The following is a 24,442-nucleotide window of genomic DNA, read 5'->3' as shown; positions in this document are numbered from 1 at the left end:
ATTTGACTGGACATTAAGTTAAGAGAATTTAATAACTTAACAGACTTATGTCAAGAGAAAGAAAAGTTTATACCAAAGAGTTCAAACTGATGAGCGTTGAACTGAGCAACACGCGTAGCGACCTTAGCGCGCTGGCCAGGGAACTGGATATTAGCCCAGCATTATTGTATAGGTGGCGAAAGGAACATTCTGTAAAACAAGGAAGTAGTTTCTCTGGGAATGGAAAAGTTATCTTGAGTGAGAGTGAACAGGAGTTAGCACGATTAAGAAAAGAACTTCGGGAGACACAGATGGAACGGGATATATTAAAGAAGGCTGTAAGCATCTTCTCCAAGAGCGACACCAAATATTCAGGTTCATAAGGGACAATAGGGAAATATTTTCAGTCGAGAAGATGTGTCAGGTGTTCAAGGTGAGCAGAGCGGGCTACTACAACTTTTTAAAGGGTATCCCTTCAAATAGAAGTATTGAAAACCAACAGATTACTATGGAAATCCAGGATGCATTTATAAGAAGTAAAAATACTTACGGCAGTCCGCGTATTACCAGAGAACTACACAAAAAGAATATTAAAATATCCAGAGTGAGGGTAGCCAAACTGATGAGAAAGGCCGGGTTAAGAAGTATTGTCAAGAAAAAATTTAAGGTGACCACAGACTCCACCCATAAGTTTTCGGTACCGGAGAATATATTGGACCGTGATTTTAAACCGGGAACACTTGGTGCAGTATGGGTATCAGACATCACTTACATCAAAACGCAGCAGGGATGGTTGTATCTGACAACTGTAATCGATCTGGGAGATCGAAAAGTAATTGGATGGGCTTTAAGTGAGACTATGAATGCGGTAGATACGGTGATTTCTGCTTTTAAAATGGCACAAAAAGCAAGGCCAATCACCCAGAAACTAATATTCCATTCCGATCGTGGCGTACAGTATGCCTGTCATGAGTTCAGCTCTATGGTGGAAAAAAATCCACTCATCATAAGAAGCATGAGTAGAAAGGGAAATTGCTGGGATAATGCTGTCGCTGAAAGTTTTTTCAAGACACTGAAAGCGGAATGTATATATCAGCATAAATTCGCTCACAGGAAGCAAGCTGCGCTTATTGTCTTTGAATATATTGAGACTTGGTACAACCGAAAAAGGCAACATTCTGCCTTAGGATACTTATCACCAGAGGAGTTTACTAGAAAAATAAATAAACAAAATATTGCAGCTTAACTAGGTGTCCATTTTATTGTTGCAATTCCATATCCTATTTGGCCTGTACCTCCGATAAGCATTATTTTATTACTCAACTGTTTTCAAATTTTTAAAAGTATAGTCTAGTTAAAATAGCTAAATTATGATAGAATAGAAAAAACTACAGGCGTTCAATGACTGTAGTTTTGGACAATTAATAGATTATTGCATTTGTTGTTAGCTATCTTAATTTGATAGCAAATGTATTATTGAGACATGTTCTAATTGATTTTTGTATTTCATTAATCTCTTCATTGAGTAAGGTTCTCTCATTTGATCTATAAGCTATTCTATAGGCTAAAGAGGTTTTATCTGCTATAGTGTATTTATCTATCAACGTGACACTCTCGATCAGATCATTTCCTTTATTTCTTATTATCTCACAAAGGTTATTATACTCTATCCAATTCTCATCTTTATTATGGGTGTAATTATTTACCCAGAAGGAGATATCTTTATATACTGGAGGGAATTTAGAATATTCTTTAAATTCAACTAATCCATTTTTAAATTGAGAGATAAAACGCTCATCTTCACTCCAGAAATAACGAATATCGGGGATGTTACAGAATGACATAACTAAGCGATCAAGACCTAACCCGAAAGCCCAACCTGTAGCTTGGATATTACAGTTCTTTAAAATATCACGATGTATAACCCCTGCACCTAGAACTTCCATCCATTCCCCATTTTGTAAAACTTCTAGCTGTAGAGAAGGTTCAGTAAAAGGAAAGTAATCATCTAAAAATCTGTATTCTTTTCCAGGATATAAGAACCGTATTAGTCCCTTTAATGTCTTTTTCAAATCCTCTAAAGCATCAACTCCGTGAGGTATCACTTTGACTACTTCCATTTGATGAAACACCGGGTAGTGCGTTTTATCAATCGTATCTTTTCTATATACATCCCCTGTGACGATGAATTTTTCATAGCCTTGTGTCAATAATAGATTCTGATGAGAAGAAGTTTGTGTCCTAAGTACAAAATCTTCGTTGATATAATATGTATCATTTTTAGAACGTGCGGGATGATTAATAGGAACTAATAATTTGTCAAAATTATCTTGTATAGATACAACTTCTTCAAGGTTGTCAAACACTGTAAAATCGCTGAAAAAAGATTGTATTTTTTTCTTTAGTAAATAAATAGGATGCGATTGATTATTGTGAAGTTTCTTAGCTCTTTTCTCATTAATACTGTTTGAAATGTTGTTCATATATTTTAAAAATTATGGTTTAAATACAATAATTCTGTGTTTAATATTGCGAGATACAAAATTAGGTACAATCGAAGAATTATAGTGTTCCATGATTTGGTAATTATGTTCAATTATTTAGATTTATCCGTTAAAATTAAATGATAACACCTTTATATGTTCTTTTATTTTGATATTTGTGCATGGCTTTATTTTTGAATTTACATCAGTTATATGAACTACATCAATTAGATCCTTCTTTAAAAGGAGAAGGGATTTTTATTGTAGATCATACTGATATACCGACCAATCAATATGCGTATAGCAGGCATCAATTTGAGGGTTTATTACTTGGCTTTGTATTAAAAGGAACAATGAGAACACAGGTTCATTTTTCTGAGTATGATGTTAATGAAGGTGATGTTATTCTCGCATTGCCACACTTGATGATTGATGTGAAAGCAGAAAGTGAAGATATTGAGATAATTACTATAGGATTGTCTATTGACTTTATTAGTTCGATACCTTATTTATGGGAATTTGTTAATAGTGATAAGGTGCGTTTAAATCCATTAATTCATTTTCATTCAGAAAAACAAGATTTACAGAGAGATTTCATTTTATATCTTCAGAGATTTTACCATTCTAATTCAAGTGATAAGAAAAATGAAATATTAAGACATCATATTTTAGCTTTGATCAATATGGTAGTTGAGGCACATATCGAAGAACAAAGCCAGGAGTACTTATTGAGGGATCGAAGTACAACAATTATAGATGAATTTTATAAACTTGTATCGAAACATGCTTTGGATCATAGAGATTTAGGTTTTTATGCTAAAAAACTAAATTTAACAGCTCCTTATTTAACAACACTTATAAGTGAAAAAACAGGGAAATCTGCTTTGAAGTGGATAGATCACGTTGTTATTTTACATGCTAAATCACTTTTAAAAACAACAGATCTATCTGTAAAGGAGATCAGTAATCGTTTGAATTTTAATGATCCAAGTTTATTTTGTAGATATTTTAAAAAGCATACTCTTTTGTCTCCCAACGGTTTTAGACAACTAGTATAAAATTTATTTTGACATAGGATGTTCGTGCAGCTATTTGTGCTTTTGATAAAAGATAGATAGTACTAAGAGCGCTAAGTTATGTATATGTTTAAAAACAGAGGTTATCAATATTTTTAGAAAAGTTTCTGTTTTTTGTGTTCAATAAAATAAGTGCATAATAGCAAAAAGATATACCTTCTGTAAGTTTGCAGTTGAATTGGTTGACATGCATTCATTGATCTTTTCGAAATCAATATGAATTAAGAGCTGAAGTTGCTACATTTGACTGGACATTAAGTTAAGAGAATTTAATAACTTAACAGACTTATGTCAAGAGAAAGAAAAGTTTATACCAAAGAGTTCAAACTGATGAGCGTTGAACTGAGCAACACGCGTAGCGACCTTAGCGCGCTGGCCAGGGAACTGGATATTAACCCAGCATTATTGTATAGGTGGCGAAAGGAACATTCTGTAAAACAAGGAAGTAGTTTCTCTGGGAATGGAAAAGTTATCTTGAGTGAGAGTGAACAGGAGTTAGCACGATTAAGAAAAGAACTTCGGGAGACACAGATGGAACGGGATATATTAAAGAAGGCTGTAAGCATCTTCTCCAAGAGCGACACCAAATATTCAGGTTCATAAGGGACAATAGGGAAATATTTTCAGTCGAGAAGATGTGTCAGGTGTTCAAGGTGAGCAGAGCGGGCTACTACAACTTTTTAAAGGGTATCCCTTCAAATAGAAGTATTGAAAACCAACAGATTACTATGGAAATCCAGGATGCATTTATAAGAAGTAAAAATACTTACGGCAGTCCGCGTATTACCAGAGAACTACACAAAAAGAATATTAAAATATCCAGAGTGAGGGTAGCCAAACTGATGAGAAAGGCCGGGTTAAGAAGTATTGTCAAGAAAAAATTTAAGGTGACCACAGACTCCACCCATAAGTTTTCGGTACCGGAGAATATATTGGACCGTGATTTTAAACCGGGAACACTTGGTGCAGTATGGGTATCAGACATCACTTACATCAAAACGCAGCAGGGATGGTTGTATCTGACAACTGTAATCGATCTGGGAGATCGAAAAGTAATTGGATGGGCTTTAAGTGAGACTATGAATGCGGTAGATACGGTGATTTCTGCTTTTAAAATGGCACAAAAAGCAAGGCCAATCACCCAGAAACTAATATTCCATTCCGATCGTGGCGTACAGTATGCCTGTCATGAGTTCAGCTCTATGGTGGAAAAAAATCCACTCATCATAAGAAGCATGAGTAGAAAGGGAAATTGCTGGGATAATGCTGTCGCTGAAAGTTTTTTCAAGACACTGAAAGCGGAATGTATATATCAGCATAAATTCGCTCACAGGAAGCAAGCTGCGCTTATTGTCTTTGAATATATTGAGACTTGGTACAACCGAAAAAGGCAACATTCTGCCTTAGGATACTTATCACCAGAGGAGTTTACTAGAAAAATAAATAAACAAAATATTGCAGCTTAACTAGGTGTCCATTTTATTGTTGCAATTCCAAGCTTCATTTTGGAAAAACCAAGAACCATTGATATCTTTTGACGAATTACCTATATTTAAGAACTAGACACAACCGAATTGAAGCTGTAATCGTTTTTCTACGAATTACAGATACTTAGTATCGCAGATGCTGGAAGCAGAAATGAATGGCCACCTGTATATTTGATATGGATTCAACCAAACCAAAATCAGCAGCAATTGGTACTTAGAAACTAATGGAAGATAAATATAATTTGTTAAAAGAACATATAGAGAAAGTCGTTACACTTACTGAAGATGAATTTGCATTTGTAAAAGAATGTTTCATTCACAAGCAGTATAAAAAATCCGAATGTATTTTTAGAGAGGGCGATAGCGTAAACTATATCTACTTTGTATTGTCCGGTCTTCTCAAATTTTATTATACGGACGATAATGCTAAGCAACATATTGTTTCATTTGCAATGGAGGATTGGTGGGAAACAGATGTTTCGGCCTTTTATACAAGTGGAAAAGCTTCATTTACTTTGGAATGTCTTGAGGACACAGCGTTACTTTGTCTATCGCTGGAAAATTTTGAATGTTTGTGCGACAGTCTTCAAAAGATGGAGCGCTTTTTCCTCCGTAAATCAATTGCCGGCCATATCGGTTCACAGCAACGGATCTTGTCATTTTTAACCTTGGGAGCAAAAGAAAGATATGAGCAGTTGATAAAAAGAAATCCAACTTTGGTACAACGAATTCCAAAATTGTTGCTTGCTTCTTACCTAGGCGTATCCAGGGAGACATTAAGCCGTCTGTTCTCTTGATTGATTTATTTAATTGTGATGTTTGTCACACGGGTGAATGTAAAAATATCTTGAGCTTTGTCTCATAATAATCTTACAGCGATGGAAAAGAAAGTAATCAATCCTTGGAACTGGCAGGATGCCAGAAATTATGTGCAGGCAGTTGAAGTTAAACATGTAGATTCAACTTTATATGTATCGGGACAGTGTGCCATTAGTGAAGATGGAATATCGAGTAATGCCGGTATGAGAACGCAGATTTTTCATACTATTGAAAATCTTGAAAAAGTAATTCAATCAAGTGGATATGAAGCTCGAAATCTCGTTCGTTTGAATATCTACACGACCGACTCTACAGCATTATTTGAAAACTTTGATGTGATTCAAAATTGGCTCACTAAAAATAAAGTAAAACAAACAAGTACAGTTTTGGAAGTCAAGACATTGTTTGAAACTTTAAAGGTAGAATTAGAAGCAACTCTGGTTAAATAACTTCAGATATAAAAAAATGGCAATAGTTCTCTATTTGCCATTTTTTTATATCTGAATTACGGTAATTTATTGGTCAGTTATTTGAATGATGATTTAGTTCATATATATCATTGAAGTATTATTATTCATTATGCACATATTTGAAACCATAGAGATTATCAGTCGCTGTAATCAGCATATTCTCTACGCCCCGGGATTTCAGGTCTGTCAGGATTCCCATCCAAAAACTGGCACTTTCATTCTTGCCCAGCCACATACCCAGAACTTCTTTATAGCCATTCCTGTTCATGCCTACAGCAAGATAAATTGTTTTATTGACCACTTTGGAGTTTTCCCTGATCTTAAAAACAATTCCATCCAGACAATCAGATATACGTTGTCCAGAGGGTCTATTTTAGGAGTTTCCGTATAGCTTTCTCTACTAAGTATTTCGCTTCCAATTTTTTACTATTAGCGATAGGTATATATGATAAATGCCAAAAGCAACAAATGAAAGACCTATATAGCTAATAATACCAACTCTTCCTATAATAGGATGGGATAATACGGTCAATGACAATAAAGTGGTTATGATACCAGTATATAAGATCAATCTCCATCTAAGTCCTTTTTGAGATCGCATATCTATCGCGCTACCAATCGCCAAAAAGCTTCTGACAAGCATCCAAAACCCGATCACATAAGGTATGAGCAACATGGTGACCGATGGATAGAGAGCCAAATATGAGCCTACAAACAGATCAATCCCTCCAAACGCTAGATTCCATTTCCAGGTAAGGACCCTTTTACGGAACATTAGCGAAAATACCATTTCGAGTACACCTGCGGCCAATATGCTAAAACCAAAGGCTACGCTCAAGTTTAGGTATGATTCGGTGGGTGAAGCAAGCGTCCAAACACCTACAAAGGTCAATACAATACCCACAAGCAGCAACGTAAACCATTGGAAATTGTGCTCGCTCATAGTTCTTTTTGTTGTTAATGCTTTCATGATATGACATCTTTTAATGTTAACTATTCAAACCTAACATATTTCTATTTCGAATCGAATGATTCTTATTGGTATAGATTGTGACACTGGTCATCGCCCTATGAAGGTACATCACAACCAACTTAACCATCACTGTCATCTAACAAAACAATCGCGGTTCGTTCTTCATTAATCTTATTCTACCCATGTAAGCACGCATACGATCCAGAAAAAGTTTGTAACACTCTCCGATCCATAAAACCGATGAAGAAAGTACGATGAGTGCAGTAAACTCGACCAGAGTCATTGGCGTGAAACCAAAGATGTGCTGAAATAAGGGCAATTCAATAATCGCAATTTGTATTGCCCAAGACGCGGCCAATGCGAGATTTACGTAATGATTTGTGAAATAACCAATTTCAAATATTGGTTTTTTTAATGACCGCATATTCAGGAGGTTAAAGAGTTGCGTAGAAGCCATGGTGATAAAGACAGCGGTTCGTGCCTTTTCCAGCCCCAGCCCGATAAACCACAAATAGACTCCCATACACAGTATTGCCATTGTTCCGCTCATGATCAGGATAAAGGGGAATATTTCTTTGTTTAAAATATTCTCTTTCTTATTTATTGGTCTCGCCGACAATTCATCACCATGTCCTCTTTCGGTGGCCAATGCAATATCTCCCACACCATCCGTTACCAGATTTAGCCAGAGTATCTGTATGGCGGTAAGTGGTATTGGGTATCCCATCGCAATAAGGACAATCAGTGTCGTAACCTCTGCAAAATTGGTAGTTACCAAAAAGAAGCTGGTCTGCCGCGCATTTGCAAATACGATGCGCCCTTCTTCCACAGCATTGACAATTGTGGCAAAATTATCGTCAGCCAGCACTACTTTGGCCGCTTCACGGGCAACATCGGTTCCCATAATTCCCATAGCAATACCGACATTGGCTTTCTTGAGGGCTGGAGCGTCATTCACACCATCACCCGTCATGGCCACAAGTTGCCCCATTGCCTGCAACCGTTCGGCTATACGCAGTTTCATACCCGGAGTAAGACGGGCAAAAACACGCACAGTGTTTATCGCGTCGTCAAACTCCCGATCGTCCAATAGCAGCAATTGCTGTTCGGTAAGTGCTCCTAATTGGCCTGTATTATTCCCCTCAATAATCCCAGTAGCTATCGCAATAGCATTAGCCGTGTTGATGTGGTCTCCTGTAGCCATGATAACCCGTATGCCTGCCTTCTTGCATTTCTCCACTGCCTCTTTTACCTCTGGGCGAGGAGGGTCAATCATACCGACAAAACCTACGAAAACCAAATCGTTGATGTCGTTTTCATCAATTTTAATAATACCATCAAGTATTGGCTTATAAGCTAGTCCGATCACACGCAAAGCTTTTCCAGACCATTCGTCAATTTGCTTTCGCAAAACCGACGCATACGTTTCTTCCATTTGAATAACCCCTTGGGGGCTTAGCACCTGGCAAGCCTGTTCCAATATATGCTCTGGAGCGCCAACTACAAACAATTGCAAACCTGCTTCGACTTTGCAAAGTGTAGCTCTAGATTTGCGCTTGGAATCAAAGGGGAGGTCATCCAACTTCTCGATAACACCAGGTTGGAGGGAGGGTAGTAGATCGGCATTTTGCACCATGACTAGAAGTGCCCCTTCTGTAGGATCCCCCATCAGCTCATAGCCCTCTTTATTCACATTGTACTTGATGGTCGCATTATTAGAACAAGCAGCAATTTGCAGTAATTTATTTAATATGGGATAGTCCCCTGGATCCACTATGGCTTGGTGCTGTCTAAAGTACCTGGTTGGCAACCACCCTTTATCCGATACCTCAAACTCTACTTCATTAAAGAGCTTAATCCGGCTTACCATCATTCTATTTTGCGTCAGTGTGCCCGTTTTGTCAGTAATAATCGTAGTAACTGAGCCTAGCGTCTCCACAGAGTTAAGATCGCGGATGATTGCATTACGTCTGGACATCCGCTTTGAGCCAATGGCCATGACAATCGATAGCACGGCGGGTAACCCTTCCGGAATAACAGATACTAATGCGGCAATGGAAACCAGCAATAACTCCTGCATCTCGAAATTCCCGGAAAAATACGCTGTGGTAAAAAGCAAAGCTGTACTAACGATAGCCAAAACCGCCATTTGCTTCGCTAAATAATCAGCTTTGCGTTGAAAATTAGACCGTTCAGGTTTGATCTCTGCAAGTGTCTTGGCGATGTCGCCGATTGCCGTTTGGAGTCCCGTAGTACAAACCACAGCCTCTGCGTATCCTGCCACCACGAATGTGCCCTTCCACAACATGTTTTTCCGATCAGCTAGTGGAGTCTGCCCGGGCAATGCCATGTCCTGTTTACTGATGGATAGCGACTCGCCTGTGAGGGAGGCTTCAATGGTACGTAAACTCCGACATAGAATAATACGGGCATCGGCAGGTATCTGTTCCCCTTCTTCCAAGATGATAACGTCTCCCGGCAACAGTTCGCGTGAACGAATCAAACGGATTTCACCTCCGCGGCGCACGCGAGCTTGCTGCACAAGCATTTTATTCAATGAGGATATGGCTCTTTCGGCCCGTATTTCCTGAGTAAATCCTATTGTAGCATTAATCAACACAACAGCCAGAATAACATATACATCAACGACGTGATGCATGATATAGGAGATAACCGCTGCCAATAAGAGTACCACCACCAACAAGTTACGGAATTGCTTGATCAATATCCTCCACAGTGGTTTACGCTCTACCTCTGGTAACTCATTCCATCCATACCGTTTCCGTCTCTCCTGTAGATTCCCTTCATCCAATCCTACAGGAGAACTTTCAAGTTTTTGCAATGCCTCGATAACAGTAAATTTGTGAAATTCATTCATTGGGTGTGGTTGTACTTATTTTTTAATAATTATTGTGCTGTCATACCCCCATCGATGACCTGTGTTGTCCCAGTAATGAATTGACTGTCGTTACAGGCAAGAAACAACGCTAATTTTGCGATTTCAATAGGCTCTGCATAGCGTCCAAAAGGAATAGAAGCCTCAAATGCTTTTTTGACTTCCTCGCCGTGGCCTGTGGAAGCACCTTCTTCTATAGAACGCATCATCCGATTGTTAACTGGAGAAGGATGAATTGTATTTACTCTTATTTTGCGCGGAGCCGCTTCAATGGCTGTAGCTCTCATAATTCCAACAACAGCATGTTTGCTGGTGACATAGGCACTTAAGTTAGCAAATCCCAATATACCAGCAACAGACGAGGTCATGATGATGCTTGCTCCATCTTTCATTTTGGGCAATACATATTTATTGCCCAACCATACACCCTTTACATTTACAGACATTACTCTATCGAAAATATTTTCGGGATAATCTTCAATGGATTTTACGATGCCCTCAATTCCAGCGTTGTTAAAAAAGACATCAATCTCTCCAAACACTTTTACTGTTTGATTGATATAAGCTTTAACTTGAGCCGTTATGGAAACATCTGCTACGAAATATTTTACATCTTCACTATCCAGTTCAAGCACCGTTGTTTTTAAAGCATCCTCATTAAGATCGACCAGCATAACATAAGCCCCTTGTTCCAAAAACAATTTAGCTGTTGTTTTACCAATGCTTCCAGAGCCGCCGGTTATTATAGCTACCTGTTTATCTAACTTTTTCATTTTTTTATCTTAATTGTAAACTTTTATATTAACGATCAGATTCGCTTAAACATTAAAATTGCGTATATCGCTCTAGTATAATGTTTCCAAGAGAAACTAGATAGTTATTGCGTATAATTTCGCTATTTCTGACATGTTAACATTAAGAATCTAAAGTCTTCTTATTCTTCTAAACTAGAATAATTGTCAACAATAAGATTATTTTTGACATGCCAGATACCTGGTGTTTTCCATGCGATATCTCCAGCTTCTTCTTTCTGATACCACGAATTGGCAGTACCGTCCAATGTAACAGTTGTGCCCGATACCGAAACTTTGATATCGCTGTCATCAATAGTACTTCTGCCTAGGGCCTGTTCAATATCTTTTTTCTCTATGGCATTATGGATATCTGATTTGACCTCTATATTGTTTGTCACGCCTTTCACGCCAGTTAGATGGCTTGTTGCTATTTGGGCCCCTTTACGCTGGTAATCCCAAGGCAACTCACCTTCCAATGTAACCCAACCGTCTTCAACTTTGACGGTGACTTTGTCCTTCGGTACCGACCAATTATCTTTTAAGGCACTGAGCACTTCATTTGCCACTTCCTCATCTGTCTTTGACCATGTATTCGGAAATCTCACATCAATATTTTCTACAAGGGCTTTTACTCCAATAACTTTCTTTGCTGCATTTTCAGCTTCCAGCTTTTTTGAGTAATTATCTACAACTCCTGTTAGGGAAACAACACCATTTTTTGCTGTAACACCGATTTCCGCTGCGTGCAATAAAGGTTCCCATTGTATTGCCTTCTGTACGTCTTTTTGCAATTCTTCATTCGTCTTCATGTGTACTGTTTTTTAAGAACAATATTATTATTGATCCAGTATAAAGTTCTTGTTTTCAATGTAATGTATGTTGTATAACGAGGGTTTTCTTTTGTATAATTGGTAGCAATTTTTTCGACATATACAAGCCTAGCCTGCTGTTCAAGATCAGCTCAGATCGAAGATATGAGCGACAAAGCATAGTGAAAGACACAACACATTGGCGCGGCAATCTCCACAACTTTTGACGGAGCATCAGTATCACTTAGTGTCGAAACAATAGGAGACGCGTTAATGGTACAGCACTACGTAGCTGTAGTGCGTAGTATTTCCCAACATCAGTACACCACAAAATGGCGATATAACTGTTGGTATTAAACTGATTATTTCCTGTGATGAACATACACGATACCAGTATCATCAGTCCGGCGAATCCTTGTCAGAATACGGATAGTAACTTTTTGTTTTTCTTGTCCCTGATGTCGCAAAAAACTTTCTGTAGGTTTCCCGGTTTCCGGCATTCCGAGTGGAGACAAACTTTCCACATTACAGTATCTAAATCACTTTGCGATGCAGCATTTAATGGTATAGGGAGGCCTTGGTAAATTACGCTTTTTGCAAGCCAAGATACTTTTTCAGCTAGAGAAGCTCAAATTTATAAGATCGAAAACGATAGTCTTCTAATCACAAAGATGGAGCAGATGATTTCGACATTGCGGAGCTCATTTAATAGTTTTTTTGTAAAAACTCGAAAGATTTATCAATCTTCTTTCAAGCTAAAATTCTAGACTTACATCTCAGTAGTTTGAAAATCTGACTACAACAATTACCAATTGAACTACTTTTTACAGAGCAGCAATAGAGAATTTTGTACTTGAAAATTAATTCAGTTAGATTTCTAGAAAAACAACTAGATAAATAAAAATGAACAGCAATGCAAAGTATTAAAGGAAAAGTAATTGCCATTACAGGAGCCAGTAGCGGAATAGGTAAAGCCATTGCGCTGGAGTTAGCAAAAAAAGGTGCAAAGGTTGTTTTGGGCGCAAGACGAACAAAACAATTGCAACAACTGGTAGAAGAAATCAAAAATACAGGTGGTGAAGCCATTTTTGCTCAAATTGACGTAAAGTATAAAGCTGATTTGGTTCGGTTGATCAATACAGCAGTTGATAAATTCGGAACATTAGATGTCATCATAAACAACGCGGGTGTCAGTCAATTAAGCCGTATTGACGAGTTAGATACAGATGGTTGGGAAGAAATGATAGACATTAATCTGAAGGGTGTCTTGTACGGAATGGCAGCTGCAATTCCCGTTTTCAAACAACAAAGATCGGGACATATCATCAATATTATATCAACATCAGGAATAAAGATTGTTCCAATGCAGGGTGTTTATGCAGGTACAAAAAATGCGGTAAGAACTATCGCAGAAGCATTTAGGCAAGAATCAGATGGAACGATAAGGATTACTGGCATTTCGCCAGGTGTTGTAAAAACTGACTTTGCTGATAGTATAAAGAATCAGGAAATGAAAACGATTATCACGCGGAATATGGAAAATTTGGCCATTAGCCCCAATGCCATTGCCAAAGCGGTTAGCTATGCTATTGGTCAACCCAAAAATGTGGAAGTTGGTGATATTGTGATTCGTCCGTCGAAACAAAATTGATTAAATTCGTAAACGAAATGCAGCAACAACCTAACATCCATCAAATTAAAAGTATATCGCAATTGATGCGGTTATTGGAACTTCCTGCGCCCTTACATCCGTTGATCGCATTGGTAGATTACTGTAAGATGCCGATGGAATCTTTTCTCAAAGGGCAAAAATTGAGCCTTGATTTTTATAAAATTTCGTTTAAACCTGCATTTACAGGAAACATCAAATACGGCCAGGGGTACTACGATTTTGAAGAAGGCGGATTGGCATTTTTGAAACCGAAACAAATCGTTTTCTCACCAGAAGAAACTGAAAGCTATGAAGGGTTCGCTTTGTATTTTCATCCGGACTTTATCCGAAATTACTCACTAGGGAAGAGAATTCATCAATATGGATTTTTCTCTTACAATGTTTCTGAGGCGCTGTTTTTATCGGCAAAGGAAAAAGCTATTGTAGCCAATTTATTTTCTACAATAGCACATGAATTATCAAATAACATTGACGGTTTCAGTCAGGATGTTTTAGTATCACAATTAGAGTTACTTTTGAATTACAGCAACCGTTTCTACAACCGGCAGTTTATTACAAGAAGGACCGTCAATCATGAGATCATAACGTCGTTGGATAAACTTTTAAATGATTATTTTGAAGATGGGAGTAGTTTAAAGGAGGGTTTACCGTCAGTGAAATACATCAGTTCGGAACTAAAGCTTTCACAACGGTACCTCAGCGATATGTTACGCTCATTCACAGGGCTAAGCACACAACAATATGTTCAGAATGTAGTCGTGGAAAAAGCAAAAGAAAAATTATCAACAACAAATCTGTCCGTTTCAGAAATTGCCTATGAATTAGGTTTTGAGCATTCACAGTCCTTCAATAAACTTTTCAAAGCAAAAACAGATTTTTCTCCGTTGGAATTTCGACAATTATTTAATTAAATGGGGACAACTGTATCATAAAATGTATACGTTATAGCAATGCGGAGTTCGAAAGGACTTTACATTTTTTATCTACTTGATTTTATAAGAGTATGATTGATAAGGAGTCACTATTTAAACACTGACCCCAAATAGATAGCCTACTAATGCAGAAAGAACCATTGCAATTGTTCCCCATACGGTAATTCGGATGATTGCTCTGATGATGCTCGACCCACCGGTCTTTGCGGCCGCCACCCCTAAGATGATCAAGAAGAATATCGTAAATCCATAGAGCCAATATTCCATTCCTTTCACCGGAGCAAAAAGAATGACCAATAAAGGCAAAATTCCTCCCACAGTAAATGAGGCTCCTGATGCAAGTGCGGCCTGTATGGGATTTGCCTGGCTTATTTCATTTATACCAAGTTCATCGCGAATATGAGTAGCAAGTGCATCCTTCTCTGTAAGTTCAATAGCTACCTGCATGGCAGTCTCTTTTTTTAATCCGCGACGCTCATATATCTGGGTTAGAATTTGTAACTCTTGGTCAGGCATTTCCTCTAATTCCTTTTTTTCACGCTTGATATCGGCCATTTCGGTATCTGTCTGTGAGCTTACCGATACATATTCACCAGCCGCCATGGATAAGGCTCCAGCAACCAGGCCAGCTACTGTAGCCAATACGATAGGTTCCCTTGAGATGCTGGCCGCGGCTACCCCGATAGCTAAACTGGAAATTGAGATAATACCATCATTCGCACCAAGCACAGCGGCTCTGAGCCAATTACTACGGTGGATGTAATGATTATCAAGATAGTTATCGATCGTTATCATAATTCTTATTTTATTATATTGACTTAAAAAAAAGTGATGTATATGGCACCGCAGCAAGTTACAAGAATGTACTTCAATCTATCTGTATCAACTTCTGAATTTCTTTAGCTGTTGATTAGCTTATATTAAAAACACGAAATAAATTCTGCTCAGCTATCCTTTTATGCCATGTAAATGAAATTGTATTATCGATATTGACCTCTCCCCAAAAAACTGGATTATCCATTATTTTGTAGTATTTTGTAAAAACTCTTTTGTTTCAAGAATTTCAATGGTTTTTCTTAGCGTTTCGGTTAATGACTTCAATTGTGCAATCTGGTCATTCTTAGTTTCCAACTGTTCAATAAGATAACTAATCTGCGGGGGCAGGCCGTTTACCTGATTTTCAAACAGATTACTTATCACTCTATTATTCAGGTAATAAATGAAAAGATTATGCTGAAGTAGTTCTGATAGTTTGATAAGTTTTTCGACGTCTATGGAGCTGCTGTCATAGATTTTCTCCAATTCCTCCTCGCTAACATCAATATACGTCGCCACGTCCTTTAGATTAAAGTCGCCTGCGTTTACCAGTTCCCTTATTACGTTGCCTAAGTGGTGCGTCCTACTATTATTGTATTTATCCATTCTGCTACTTTCCATGTATGTAATATTTATTGATTCATGAATAATAAAAGTCAAGTGGGGGAAGTAAAGATATACTTTTACCCAGCGTAAAGAATTCATCAATACTAAAGACTTTCAAATCCAAAAGTCCATCCTGCATCATCATCTCCTAATAATTAGCATATGACCTTCATAGCTAGGAGTTGCACCTTTTACATTCATTTTAAAAAATCTTCTTCTACCAGAGCGTTATTTAAAAATACACCTGTATTATTGCCCGTTGATACAGCATATGATACAGCACGTAGCGGATTAGTGTTGTCTCCACAAGCAAATATATTATCCACTGTTGTTTTCTGAAATGCATCTACTTTGATAAGTCCCTGTTCTGTCAATTCACAGCCCAATAATTCGGGGATTTTACAATGTTGTTCAAATGGAGGTCTAGCATAGATGACATCTAATTTAAAAATTGAATTGTCTGAAAAAGTTATTTCTTCAACTACGCCGTCTTTATGTTTCAACGAGGCTATCTTCTTCTCAACTATTGAAATATTGTGTCTTTTGATTTCATCGGTCTGCTCTTGTGTCAGCTCCGATTTTCCATTGGTAAATATCGTTAAATCCTTTGTCCAGTTATTAATAAGTCGGGACAAGTGAAATGCACCATATCCATTTGCCAAAATCCCTGTTTTTTGATTTTTTACTTCATATCCATGACAATAAGGACAATGAAGTACTGTGATTCCCCAGCATTCAGAAAAACCCTTAATGTTTAGCATTTTATCTTTTAAACCTGTTGCAAAAACAAGTTTTCTAGCTGAAAATATTTTACCTGATTGAGTTGATAGTTCAAAGCCCTTATCAGTTTTCGTTACACTAACAGCAAGGTCAGTCAATAATTTTACAGTGTCGTATTTTAACACTTGATCTTTTGCCTTTTCCCCAATAACGCTTGGTTTTTCTCCGTCTTGCGTCAGAAAGTTATGTGAATGAGGTGTTTGTCGGTTACAGGGCAAACCGCTATCAATAATTAAAACATTTCTTAATGCTCGTCCCAGAGCCATCGCTGCCGAAAGTCCTGCATAGCTACCGCCAATTATGATTACGTCAAAATTTTTGTTATCTGTCATTTCATTAAAATTTAAAAATGATGTTAATGGAAGAGGTAAAGCTAAAATGGATAAAGCAAGTCCTCCTTGTTTAATTAATTCTCGTCTTGATATTTTTTTCTGTTTATCCTTTATTTCCAACGGTCTGCTTAGGCCGTTGGTTTCAGGCGTCCCATCGCTTATCTGATCTTCGCAAAGATTAGCTATGATCTCCCTATTATTTTCTGGTCTGTCCGTCTCCATACTTGTAATATTTATTGGTTGCTAAATGTTCAAAACCAATTCATCTATTGTTTATTTGTATTAAACAGTGTTCAAATATAATAAAAATCTATTTGTTTTAACAAAATAGATAGATTAAATTTTTAAACAGCTCAGGCTGTAATACACAACTTTAAACTAAATAAACAACTGAATTACTTCAATATATGGCATTTTCCAGCAGATATCATATTGAAGTGTAAAAAAAAATTGGATAATTGAACAGTGTTTAATAGATTTGCATCATAAAATTAATTTCAACATTTAAGAAATGAAAAAAGCATTAATAACTGGAGCAAGCGGAGGCATAGGTTTGGAAATTGCCAGACGTCTTTCCCAACAGCATTACCAATTGACCCTAGTGGCAAGAAATGAACAGAAATTGAAATCTGTTCAGGAGCAACTTGGGAGGGAAGCACATCAGATTCTTGTAGCAGACCTTACCATAAAAGAGGATATCGAGAAAGTCAGTAAGCACCTTACTGAAAATAGTTATGATCTTCTTGTTAATAACGCAGGAAATGGTTCTTATGGAAGGTTTACAGAGATACCTATTGGAGAACAGTTAAATACCATGACATTGAATATGGAGGCATTGGTATCCTTGTCTTATGCATTTTTAAGCAAAGCAGTATCAGGAAATGCGCTGATCAATATTGGGTCACTACTGGCTCATTCATCTTTTCCTGGTGGAGCCGTGTATGCGGGAACAAAAAGCTTTGTTGCCAACTTTTCGGAGTCACTCTGGTATGAATATAAAAATAAAGGTATCTTTGTATCAGGCTTTAACCCCGGTGCTGCCGATTCTGATTTCCATTCGAACTCGGGCAGTGATACAAGTGCATTTCCAAGTTTTGTCGTATCGAGTGTTTCTGAAGTTGCCGACGAATTTATGAAGGCATTGGCAACAAGAAGAAAGCCAAGAGTAATACAAGGATTTAAAAACCGAATGATGCTATTTGGGTTTAAGTTTCTCAACAGGAAATCAACGATTAATATAATGGGTAAAATTAGTCCGGGGCTTAAGGCTTAAATTTTAAAGCCAAATAAAAATTAAAATGAGTATAGCAGAAAGAAAACAGGAAGAAAAACAGGAAATGCACCAGCGTATCTTAAATGCGGCACGCAAAATATTTCTTGAAAAAGGATATGAAAAGACCAGTATGCGCAATATTGCCAATGAGATCAATTATAGTCCTGGCAGTCTCTATTTTCATTTTAAGGATAAAACCGAAATTTTTCAGGAGCTTCAAAAAGAAGGATTCACTTTGCTTCTAAACCAGTTGAAAGTGCTGAACAGCGTAGCAGATCCATTTGAACGACTTAAGGCATCGGGACGTGTGTTTATTCAATTTGCGCAGGAAAATAAGGATTACTACAACCTCATGTTCATGGTTGAGGAGACCGTAAAAGATCCTACCGAAACTAGGTTCACAATTGCACAGGAAGCCATAAATCATATGTGTTCTATGATCCGCGATTGCCAACAACAAGGTAAATTCATAGAGATGGATACAGACTATTTTACATTTATGGTGCTTTCCGCAATGCATGGAATTTGTGCCTTGTTTTGCAAGGACCGTACAACAAGTTTTATAAACAAAACAAATGAAGAGTTGATGGAAAACGGCTACGCATGTTTTGTTGCTTTGCTCGAAAAGAGCTAGGCACTTTTTTTTATTATTTTATTGAACAGTGTTTAAATTTATTACAGTGATTAAATTATATCAAAAACCTAAATTATTATGGTCGATTTTGTTGACCATGGTGTTGATCACTGCCCATCAGAGCAGGGCACAGGATAGGCTTGACCTATACATAAAAGAAGGTCTGGAATCAAACCAGAGTATAAAACAGCAAAATTTTATGCTGGAGAAAAATGTTTATGCGCTCTCGGAGGCGAAAAGTATGTTTCTACCAAATATTGCCTTTTCAACAACCTATACCAAAGCCGATGGCGGACGGACAATCGATATTCCTGTGGGCGATATGATGAACGGTGTGTACAGTACACTAAATCAGTTAACAGGAAGCAATTCGTTTCCGCAATTGCAAAACCAGCAGGTATTGATAAACCCCGATAATTTCTATGATGCAAAATTTCGCATCACCCAACCAATTCTGAATGCCGAGCTCAATTATAACAAAAAGATTAAGACAAAGCAGATCGGCCTCCAAAAAGCGGAAGTGCTACTTTATAAAAGAGAATTGGTAAAAGAAATTAAAGTAGCCTATTATAATTATCTGAAAGCGACCAATGCCGTAAAGATCTACCAATCTTATCTAGCATTGGTGCGTGAAGGGGAGAGAGTGAACAGGAAGCTATTGGATAATGGTAAGATTAACCGGACAGCCTTGGTCCGAAGCCAAAATGAGGTTTCCAAAATCGAGGCTTCGATCGTGACTGCTATAAAGACGCAAGAATCGGCCAGGTATTATTTTAATTTCCTTCTTAATCGCCCACAGACAGAAAGTATTTTAATAGACGAAATAACCGCCTTGCCGGACCAGACCGCTCTAATAGGTGAAGATATCGGTAATCGCGAGGAGCTTTCCAAACTTAAAATCGCCAAGGGTATCAATGAAGACCTGACGGGACTTGCAAAATCATACCTCGTTCCAAAGGTGGGAGCCAGTTTGGACCTGGGTTCGCAGGCATTTGACTGGAAATTCAATAATAAGAGCCGCTATTACCTTCTGGGCGTTTCTTTAGAGTGGAACCTTTTCGGATTTGGGAGAAACAGCAGCCGTATCAAACAGACCCTTGCCGAGCAGCAGGCGATTTTATCCCAGACCGACTATGTGCAACAACAGCTTCTTACAGAGCTTAAAGTGCGTCAGGCCAGTATGGAAAGTGCTGTTGCTGAATTTCGGGCAGCCCAGAGCCAGTTAAAGACAAGCCAGACCTATTACAATGATATATCAAAACTATATAAGGAGGGAATGGCAATTTATATTGAAGTGCTTGACGCCCAGAATCAATGGGTAGATGCCCAGCTGCAGGCCAACATCGCGCTATTCGATACATGGATAGCATTTACTGCCATTGAACGCGCCAACGCTAGTTTTAACATACAATAATTTTAAAAATGAAAAGGATACAATTTACAGTAATTGCGGCAGCCCTAATGCTGTCGTCGTGCAAAGAGCACCCCAAAAATACAAATCCGCTTGGCGAACCAGATATCATTGCCGTAAAGGTATCCCCTGTGTCGTCCTTCCGTGTTCCTACCTCGGTACAGGTAACCGGGTTGGTCAGTACAGAAGACCAGGCAAACTATTCTTTTAAAATAGGCGGTGTCATCAGCCGTATATTGGTCAGTGAAGGAGACTTTTTCCGCAAAGGACAATTATTGGCAACGTTGAATACGACCGAAATTTCAGCCGGGCTTTCCCAGTCAAGCCTAGGTGTGGATAAAGCCCAACGCGACTATGACCGTGCAATGAACCTTTACAAAGACAGTGTCTTTACGTTGGAACAGCTGCAAAATACAAGAACTGCACTTGATGTTGCCAGAAAAGGAAAAGAAGCCGTGGCGTTCAACGAGCGCTATGCAAAGATCTATGCCACCTCGGACGGCTTTGTCTCAAAGAAGGTTGCAAATGAAGGAGAGGTGATTGGGGGCGGGATGCCGGTGCTACTTACTAATACCATACAGCAGAATGCCAGCTATCTTCTGAAAGCAGGCGTAACAGACCGTGAATGGTCAAGTATAAAAGCAGGACAGGCTGCAAAAGTTACATTGGATGGTTTCCCTGATCAGCTATTCGAGGCGACGGTATACAGAAAGCTGCAATCGGCAGACCGGGAAATAGGCTCTTTTCAGATAGAACTAAAATTGAAACTCCATAACGTTGCTCCTCCCGTAGGCATGTTTGGGAAGGCCGATATTGAGATAGATCAGGTGGAGAATGCAATCGTGATCCCCTATAATGCATTGGTCGAAGCGGACGGAAAAAAAGGATACGTATTCACTACTGTCGGCGCAGACAAGGTAAAAAAGATTCCTGTAAACATCATGAAGTTTGAAACGGATAAAGTGTATTTAAGTGACAAAATGGACGGGATAAACCAAATTGTCATTTCCAACAGCGCCTACCTGAATGAGCAATCAGTAGTCAAAATTATCAAGTAAACCCACATCATAATGAAAATAACAAATTTTGCTGTTAAGAACTATCAGTTCACACTGATCATGTTCGTTCTTTTCGCTGTAGTGGGGTTGCTCACGCTGTTTACTATGCCGAGATCGGAGGATCCGACAACGCATCCGCCGCAATATGTGATCACGGTCATTTACCCGGGAACCAGTCCAAAAGACATGGAAGAACAGGTGGTAAAACCGATTGAAAATAAAATATACGGGCTTGAAAATATAGAAAAGATACTTACTTCTGTTGAAGACGGTGTTGCCGTAATACAGCCTAAATTCAAATATGGCGTCGATGTCGACAATAAATACCAAGAGATATCTACCGAAATAAATGCGCTAAAGAACAGTGAACTCCCAAAAGACATCTATCTGATCAAAACGGAAAAAGTAGCATCCTCCGATGTAAAGATCATCCAAGTGGCTTTGGTTTCCAATGCTGCATCAGCTAAAGAACTTAGGGACAAAGCCGATCTGCTTAAAACAGCGCTGGAAAAGATTACCGACCTTAAGGAAGTTAAGTATACCGGAGTTCCTGAGCAGGAGATACGCATAGACATGCAGCTGGATAAACTAGCCCAGCTAAGGATACCCTTAAATCTTGTTGTCGGGAGCTTGCAAAGCGAAGCTGCCGATATCCCTGGGGGAAGCGTCAACCTCGATACCAAAGTTTTCAACGTGAAGACCAGCGGCAAATTCAAGAATGTCGAAGACGTCGCCAATACAGTTATATATAACGCCAACGGGAAGATTATTTATTTAAAAGATGTCGCCGAAGTTAGCTATAAGGATGGTACCATCAACCATATTACCCGCCTTAACGGTCACCGCTGTGTGCTCGTGACAGCCGCCATGAAAGACAATGTCAATATTAGCAAGGTCAAGGAAGAGTATATGCCAGTGTTGGAAGCATTCCAGAAAGGACTTCCGGAAAATATAAAAATGATCAAAAATTTTGACCAGGCGGACATGGTTGCCCAACGTTTGGGACATCTGGGATTTGATTTTGCGCTGGCGATCGTGCTGGTCGTTATCACGTTGTTGCCACTGGGATTCAGGGCGTCATTGATTGTTATGATCTCCATTCCGTTATCACTCGCCTTGGGTTTGATAGCGATGAACATGCTGGGCTATTCACTCAACCAATTAAGTATTGTTGGCCTGGTGGTGGCATTGGGGCTGCTGGTAGACGACAGTATTGTTGTTGTCGAAAATATAGAAAGATGGTTAAGAGAGGGGTATTCCATTAAGGATGCCGTGTTAAAAGGGACAAGGCAGATAGGTAATGCAGTTGTAGGATGTACGGCTACTTTGGTCATAGCGTTCCTGCCGCTTGCTTTTTTACCTGATGCGGCAGGCGAATTTCTCCGAAGCTTGCCGATGGCGGTAATGACAAGCGTATTGGCATCCATGCTGGTTGCGCTTACCTTGGTTCCATTTCTTGGCAGCCGTATATTAAAACCCCATGCACATAGCGGCGGTAATTACTTCCTGCAGAAGCTACAGCAGTTTTTGAGCTATTCATACCGCAGTATCATGCCAATCGCACTCAAATGGCCAAAAGTAACCATAGGGATCTCAATCGCGCTGAGTGTTTTTGCGTTCGCCCTCTTTCCATTGGCAGGCTTCAAGCTTTTTCCAACATCAGAAAAGCCAATGTTCCTGATCAATATCAAGCTGCCATTGCAGGCAAACATCCCTGAAAGCGACCGCGTCACCAAACTCGTGGAGCAGGAACTGAAGAACCATAAGGAAATCGTGTATTATACCTCCAATGTCGGCAAAGGTAATCCGCAGATTTACTACAATGTACACCAGCAGGACATTAAGCCCGATTTTGGACAAATATTTGTTCAATTGGGCGACGATACCGGCCCAAAAGTTAAACAGGAACTGATTAAGACTCTTAGAAAAAAATTCATTGATTTTCCCCATGCAAGAATTGAGGTAAAGGATTTTGAACAGGGCACACCGATTGAGGCGAACATTGTGGTCAGAGTTTTCGGGGATAATCAGGACACTTTGCGATCCCTATCTTTTAAGGTAGAGGAAATTTTAAGGAAGCACCCCGGTACCTTCTTTGTGAACAACGAGCTAAATTCGTACAAATCAGATGTCAAGGTTTCGATAGACAAGGAAAAAGCGCGCACCCTTGGTGTATTGACCAGTGATGTAGACATGGTTATCCGCATGGCAGTAGCCGGCGTAAATGTTGGTGACTACATCGACGACCGCGGCGATTCAAGGAATGTGATCATTACCCTACCACGAGAAAAGTTTTCAGATCTCAATGTGCTCAAAGGACTTTATGTCAACAATATCCAGGGAACACCGATACAGGTTGACCAAATTGCTACAATAGGTTTTGAAACATCTCCGACGGCAATCAACCATTTTAACAAATCGAGGTTTGCCAAAGTGACATCATTGACTAAAGACCACGTGTATGCCAATGATATTTTAAAGGACATCGTTCCACAGCTTGACAGATTAAAGCTTCCGCCGGGGTATTATTATAAATTGTCGGGTGAGGCCGAGTCCGAAGGCGATGCCCTGGGAGGCAACTTTCTTTCGGTCATATTATTAAGTGGCTTCCTTTTTATAGGCGTGCTCCTTTTACAGTTTAAGAATTTCAAGGGGATTATTATCGTATTATCCATTATCCCGTTGGGTATATTGGGCGGTGCGATAGCGTTGCTTTTAACCGGCAATCCGATGTCTTTGGTTTCTATCATCGGTTTTATCGGGTTGTCGGGAATACAGGTCAAGAATTCGTTGCTCCTCGTGGATTTTACAAACCAGCTTAGGGTTGAGGGCCACTCCTTGGATGAAGCTATCCATATAGCGGGCGAGACACGGTTTTTACCTGTTGTGCTTACATCTATTACCGCTATCTGCGGATTGATACCTATTGCATTAAATCCCAATCCGCTTATTGCTCCTTTGGCAATTGTACTTATTGGCGGGCTTATAAGTTCAACAATCCTATCAAGGATTGTAACACCCGTAATGTACAGGCTCATCCCACCACAGATCGAAATTGAAGAAGATACAGAAGATAACGATAAGTAATAAATACACTTTTCAAAGGTAATACAGGAAGCCAGTCCCTTATATAGTTTATATG

The 24,442-nt window shown here is 38.9% G+C and carries 21 protein-coding genes; 12 read left to right on the top strand and 9 right to left on the bottom strand.

All coding sequences use genetic code 11. The features are described from left to right. Nucleotides 1–47 precede the first annotated feature (47 nt). Nucleotides 48–1,225 (top strand): IS3 family transposase gene (locus OGI71_RS06685; protein WP_282251020.1). Its coding sequence is split into 2 segments (ribosomal slippage): nt 48–318 and nt 318–1,225, totalling 1,179 coding nucleotides; the frame shifts between segments, so codons are not numbered across the junction. A gap of 202 nt (nt 1,226–1,427) precedes the next feature. On the opposite strand, the gene OGI71_RS06680 is transcribed toward OGI71_RS06685, so the two are convergent. Next, the gene (locus tag OGI71_RS06680; protein WP_282254615.1) at nt 1,428–2,462 is read right to left on the bottom strand and encodes a hypothetical protein; all 1,035 of its coding nucleotides are present in this window, start codon (nt 2,460–2,462) and stop codon (nt 1,428–1,430) included. Nucleotides 2,463–2,644: 182 nt separating this feature from the next. Between OGI71_RS06680 and OGI71_RS06675 the strand changes: the two genes are divergently transcribed. The 4 genes from OGI71_RS06675 (at nt 2,645) to OGI71_RS06660 (ending at nt 6,293) form a co-directional block, all read left to right on the top strand. Then, nucleotides 2,645–3,520, top strand: coding sequence for a helix-turn-helix domain-containing protein (locus OGI71_RS06675; protein ID WP_282254614.1), 876 nt, complete (start codon nt 2,645–2,647; stop codon nt 3,518–3,520). Between the two features lie 306 nt (nt 3,521–3,826). Then, a protein-coding gene (locus tag OGI71_RS06670) for an IS3 family transposase (RefSeq protein WP_282254613.1) occupies nt 3,827–5,004 on the top strand; the annotation gives its coding sequence in 2 pieces (ribosomal slippage) (nt 3,827–4,097 and nt 4,097–5,004; 1,179 coding nt in all). A 245-nt stretch (nt 5,005–5,249) separates the two neighbouring features. Further along, entirely contained in the window at nt 5,250–5,822 is a 573-nt protein-coding gene (locus OGI71_RS06665) for a Crp/Fnr family transcriptional regulator (protein WP_282254612.1), read from the top strand. A gap of 81 nt (nt 5,823–5,903) precedes the next feature. Continuing rightward, nucleotides 5,904–6,293, top strand: coding sequence for a RidA family protein (locus OGI71_RS06660; protein ID WP_282254521.1), 390 nt, complete (start codon nt 5,904–5,906; stop codon nt 6,291–6,293). A gap of 121 nt (nt 6,294–6,414) precedes the next feature. Here OGI71_RS06660 and OGI71_RS06655 read toward each other — a convergent pair whose 3' ends face one another. The 5 genes from OGI71_RS06655 to OGI71_RS06635 form a co-directional block, all read right to left on the bottom strand. Beyond that, nucleotides 6,415–6,615, bottom strand: coding sequence for a transposase (locus tag OGI71_RS06655; protein ID WP_282254611.1), 201 nt, complete (start codon nt 6,613–6,615; stop codon nt 6,415–6,417). A 99-nt stretch (nt 6,616–6,714) separates the two neighbouring features. Next, complete coding sequence (locus OGI71_RS06650) at nt 6,715–7,284, bottom strand: DUF308 domain-containing protein (protein WP_282254610.1); 570 nt, start codon at nt 7,282–7,284, stop codon at nt 6,715–6,717. 139 nt (nt 7,285–7,423) lie between these two features. Beyond that, nucleotides 7,424–10,165, bottom strand: coding sequence for an HAD-IC family P-type ATPase (locus OGI71_RS06645; RefSeq protein WP_282254609.1), 2,742 nt, complete (start codon nt 10,163–10,165; stop codon nt 7,424–7,426). Between the two features lie 29 nt (nt 10,166–10,194). Further along, nucleotides 10,195–10,956, bottom strand: a complete 762-nt coding sequence (locus OGI71_RS06640; protein ID WP_282254608.1) for an SDR family oxidoreductase — start codon at nt 10,954–10,956, stop codon at nt 10,195–10,197. A gap of 161 nt (nt 10,957–11,117) precedes the next feature. Next, the gene (locus tag OGI71_RS06635) at nt 11,118–11,786 is read right to left on the bottom strand and encodes a BON domain-containing protein (protein WP_282254607.1); all 669 of its coding nucleotides are present in this window, start codon (nt 11,784–11,786) and stop codon (nt 11,118–11,120) included. Nucleotides 11,787–12,699: 913 nt separating this feature from the next. Between OGI71_RS06635 and OGI71_RS06630 the strand changes: the two genes are divergently transcribed. Further along, nucleotides 12,700–13,437, top strand: a complete 738-nt coding sequence (locus tag OGI71_RS06630; RefSeq protein ID WP_282254606.1) for an SDR family oxidoreductase — start codon at nt 12,700–12,702, stop codon at nt 13,435–13,437. 17 nt (nt 13,438–13,454) lie between these two features. Further along, entirely contained in the window at nt 13,455–14,369 is a 915-nt protein-coding gene (locus OGI71_RS06625) for an AraC family transcriptional regulator (RefSeq protein WP_282254605.1), read from the top strand. Between the two features lie 114 nt (nt 14,370–14,483). Here the strand turns inward: OGI71_RS06625 and OGI71_RS06620 are convergent, their stop codons facing one another. From OGI71_RS06620 to OGI71_RS06610, 3 genes are all read right to left on the bottom strand, one after another. Further along, nucleotides 14,484–15,185 carry a VIT family protein gene (locus OGI71_RS06620; RefSeq protein ID WP_282254604.1) on the bottom strand — a complete coding sequence of 234 codons (702 nt, stop codon included), beginning with the start codon at nt 15,183–15,185 and terminating at the stop codon, nt 14,484–14,486. A gap of 225 nt (nt 15,186–15,410) precedes the next feature. Continuing rightward, complete coding sequence (locus tag OGI71_RS06615) at nt 15,411–15,827, bottom strand: hypothetical protein (protein WP_282254603.1); 417 nt, start codon at nt 15,825–15,827, stop codon at nt 15,411–15,413. Between the two features lie 182 nt (nt 15,828–16,009). Beyond that, the gene (locus tag OGI71_RS06610) at nt 16,010–17,146 is read right to left on the bottom strand and encodes an NAD(P)/FAD-dependent oxidoreductase (protein WP_282254602.1); all 1,137 of its coding nucleotides are present in this window, start codon (nt 17,144–17,146) and stop codon (nt 16,010–16,012) included. Nucleotides 17,147–17,435: 289 nt separating this feature from the next. Between OGI71_RS06610 and OGI71_RS06605 the strand changes: the two genes are divergently transcribed. The 5 genes from OGI71_RS06605 to OGI71_RS06585 are packed head-to-tail and all read left to right on the top strand — an operon-like array spanning nt 17,436 to nt 24,387. Then, nucleotides 17,436–18,197 carry an SDR family NAD(P)-dependent oxidoreductase gene (locus OGI71_RS06605; protein ID WP_282254601.1) on the top strand — a complete coding sequence of 254 codons (762 nt, stop codon included), beginning with the start codon at nt 17,436–17,438 and terminating at the stop codon, nt 18,195–18,197. A gap of 25 nt (nt 18,198–18,222) precedes the next feature. Then, the gene (locus tag OGI71_RS06600) at nt 18,223–18,831 is read left to right on the top strand and encodes a TetR/AcrR family transcriptional regulator (protein ID WP_282254600.1); all 609 of its coding nucleotides are present in this window, start codon (nt 18,223–18,225) and stop codon (nt 18,829–18,831) included. A gap of 46 nt (nt 18,832–18,877) precedes the next feature. Next, nucleotides 18,878–20,245: a TolC family protein gene (locus OGI71_RS06595; RefSeq protein WP_282254599.1), complete on the top strand. Its 1,368-nt coding sequence runs from the start codon at nt 18,878–18,880 to the stop codon at nt 20,243–20,245. 8 nt (nt 20,246–20,253) lie between these two features. Further along, a complete protein-coding gene (locus tag OGI71_RS06590) occupies nt 20,254–21,300 on the top strand; it encodes an efflux RND transporter periplasmic adaptor subunit (RefSeq protein ID WP_282254598.1) in 1,047 nt (348 codons plus the stop codon). Between the two features lie 12 nt (nt 21,301–21,312). Beyond that, nucleotides 21,313–24,387 (top strand): efflux RND transporter permease subunit, encoded by a 3,075-nt coding sequence (locus OGI71_RS06585; protein ID WP_282254597.1) that lies wholly within the window; start codon nt 21,313–21,315, stop codon nt 24,385–24,387. Nucleotides 24,388–24,442: the final 55 nt, after the last annotated feature.

It is taken from the genome of Sphingobacterium sp. ML3W, from assembly GCF_029542085.1.
Taxonomy (GTDB): Bacteria; Bacteroidota; Bacteroidia; order Sphingobacteriales; family Sphingobacteriaceae; genus Sphingobacterium.
The sequence above is the reverse complement of the archived record's forward strand: the minus strand, read 5'-3'. Positions and strand labels throughout refer to the sequence as shown.

Excerpts from the sequence above, each read along its gene's own strand:
- OGI71_RS06610 (WP_282254602.1), bottom strand. The coding sequence starts at position 17,146 with ATGGAGACGGACAGACCAGAAAATAATAGGGAGATCATAGCTAATCTT.
- OGI71_RS06675 (WP_282254614.1), top strand. The coding sequence starts at position 2,645 with ATGGCTTTATTTTTGAATTTACATCAGTTATATGAACTACATCAATTA.
- OGI71_RS06650 (WP_282254610.1), bottom strand. The coding sequence starts at position 7,284 with ATGAAAGCATTAACAACAAAAAGAACTATGAGCGAGCACAATTTCCAA.
- OGI71_RS06640 (WP_282254608.1), bottom strand. The coding sequence starts at position 10,956 with ATGAAAAAGTTAGATAAACAGGTAGCTATAATAACCGGCGGCTCTGGA.
- OGI71_RS06645 (WP_282254609.1), bottom strand. The coding sequence starts at position 10,165 with ATGAATGAATTTCACAAATTTACTGTTATCGAGGCATTGCAAAAACTT.
- OGI71_RS06605 (WP_282254601.1), top strand. The coding sequence starts at position 17,436 with ATGAAAAAAGCATTAATAACTGGAGCAAGCGGAGGCATAGGTTTGGAA.
- OGI71_RS06615 (WP_282254603.1), bottom strand. The coding sequence starts at position 15,827 with ATGGAAAGTAGCAGAATGGATAAATACAATAATAGTAGGACGCACCAC.
- OGI71_RS06635 (WP_282254607.1), bottom strand. The coding sequence starts at position 11,786 with ATGAAGACGAATGAAGAATTGCAAAAAGACGTACAGAAGGCAATACAA.
- OGI71_RS06665 (WP_282254612.1), top strand. The coding sequence starts at position 5,250 with ATGGAAGATAAATATAATTTGTTAAAAGAACATATAGAGAAAGTCGTT.
- OGI71_RS06680 (WP_282254615.1), bottom strand. The coding sequence starts at position 2,462 with ATGAACAACATTTCAAACAGTATTAATGAGAAAAGAGCTAAGAAACTT.
- OGI71_RS06590 (WP_282254598.1), top strand. The coding sequence starts at position 20,254 with ATGAAAAGGATACAATTTACAGTAATTGCGGCAGCCCTAATGCTGTCG.
- OGI71_RS06585 (WP_282254597.1), top strand. The coding sequence starts at position 21,313 with ATGAAAATAACAAATTTTGCTGTTAAGAACTATCAGTTCACACTGATC.
- OGI71_RS06600 (WP_282254600.1), top strand. The coding sequence starts at position 18,223 with ATGAGTATAGCAGAAAGAAAACAGGAAGAAAAACAGGAAATGCACCAG.
- OGI71_RS06620 (WP_282254604.1), bottom strand. The coding sequence starts at position 15,185 with ATGATAACGATCGATAACTATCTTGATAATCATTACATCCACCGTAGT.
- OGI71_RS06630 (WP_282254606.1), top strand. The coding sequence starts at position 12,700 with ATGCAAAGTATTAAAGGAAAAGTAATTGCCATTACAGGAGCCAGTAGC.
- OGI71_RS06660 (WP_282254521.1), top strand. The coding sequence starts at position 5,904 with ATGGAAAAGAAAGTAATCAATCCTTGGAACTGGCAGGATGCCAGAAAT.
- OGI71_RS06625 (WP_282254605.1), top strand. The coding sequence starts at position 13,455 with ATGCAGCAACAACCTAACATCCATCAAATTAAAAGTATATCGCAATTG.